This is a genomic window from Romboutsia sp. (assembly GCF_035470145.1).
In the GTDB taxonomy this organism is placed as follows: domain Bacteria; phylum Bacillota; class Clostridia; order Peptostreptococcales; family Peptostreptococcaceae; genus Romboutsia_D.
In genome coordinates, this window is sequence record NZ_DATIRC010000396.1 from 1 (window position 1) to 1,586 (window position 1,586).

The 1,586-nt window shown below is 27.2% G+C and carries 2 protein-coding genes; both read left to right on the plus strand.

Annotated features, from left to right (window positions below):
* On the plus strand, positions 1-611 hold a 611-nt coding region (locus VLM92_RS15700), incomplete at its 5' end, for a DUF3226 domain-containing protein (protein ID WP_325277261.1).
* Between the two features lie 130 nt (positions 612-741).
* A partial coding sequence (locus tag VLM92_RS15705) for an LCP family protein (RefSeq protein WP_325277262.1) occupies positions 742-1,586 on the plus strand: 845 nt, incomplete at its 3' end.

Below are 1,586 nucleotides of genomic sequence, written 5' to 3' on the forward strand. Positions count from 1 at the left end.
GATTAGATAGACATATACCTATGCCATCTCACTTTATAAAAAATAATTTATGTGTAGTTATAGTTTCTTCAAACGGAGCAACTAACATTATAAATGATATTGATTTGTATCTTAGTAACATGAATAAAGGTGAACTAAAGCAAATTAATGGTGTTTGTGCAATATTTGATGCAGATCAAAATCTTGCTAAAGATTCTTTCGAGAAGAAGTTTAACAAATGTAATAAAGATATGGTAGTTCATAAAAAAGATTTTATAAGAGGCGATTGCAAAATAAGAGGAGAGGTTATAAGTTTATACCATTATTTTTTCCCAGATAATGAGTCTAAAGGTACACTAGAGAACTTTTTATTAGAAGGTGCTAAGGTTGTTTATAGCGATTTGTTAGAAAATGTAGATGAATATATAGGAAAAATTGATGATAAATATAAGTATAATTGGAGTATATCTAGTGAAAATAAAGTAAAGATTGGTTGTATAGCTAATATTTTTCAACCAGGTGGTGCTAACCAGACATCTATAAGGTATAATGATTGGATTAGTGAAGAAAGTATGGAATATAGCTGGGTTATAAAGAAATTTTATGATTTTATAGTTGATATTATAGAGTAAAAATAACTGTAACAGCCACCCCTTAACGATTCGTTAGGGGTTTTTTCTATGGCATTTATGTTATTATTGTAAATGGGATATAATCTAAAATAAATATTATATAAACTATATATTGAAAGGAAGTGAATATATGAAGTTTTCTAAAATGGGAATTACATCTTTAGTATTAATAGTATTTTTAGTGCCTATAGGTTTACTAGGAATATTAATAAATAAATCACAAAAGAGTGAAAAGATATCTTCAAAAATAGAGAATGTAGAAGAAAACATAAATAATGAAAAATATATAAATGTTGCATTGTTTGGGTTGGATAAAAGAAGTGAAAATGAAAAAGCTCGTTCAGATTCTATAATCATTGCAAATATAAATTTTGAAGAGAAAAAAATTAACGTAGTATCTATATTAAGAGATACTTTAGTTGATATAGAAGGGTATGGGAGTGAAAAGTTAAACCATGCATATGCTTATGGAGGTGCACCACTAGCATTAAAAACTATAAATTCAAATTTTAACTTAAATATAGATAAATATGTAGCAATAGATTTTTTTGGTTTAGCAAAGGCTATTGATATTATTGGTGGTGTAGATATAGAGCTTAAAGACTATGAAGGTAATCAAATAAATAATAATTTAGTTGAGATAAATAATATTGAAGGATTACCCAAAGGAACTGACTATATAAAAGGTTATGGACTTAAAACTTTAAATGGACGTCAAGCTGTTGCATATTCTAGAATTAGAAAAGAAGGCAACGGAGATTATGAAAGAACTCAAAGACAAAGAAAAGTTTTAATGCAACTTATAAACAAAGTTCAAGGTGAAACTTCTGAAAAGAAATTTGAAATAGGAATGGAGATAATGGGTCAAGTTAGTACAAATCTATCTATGGAATACATTAAAAATATAGCAAGTAGAATTTTACATGACGATGAATTTGATATGAATCAATATAGGGTTCCGCAAGCTGGAACTTT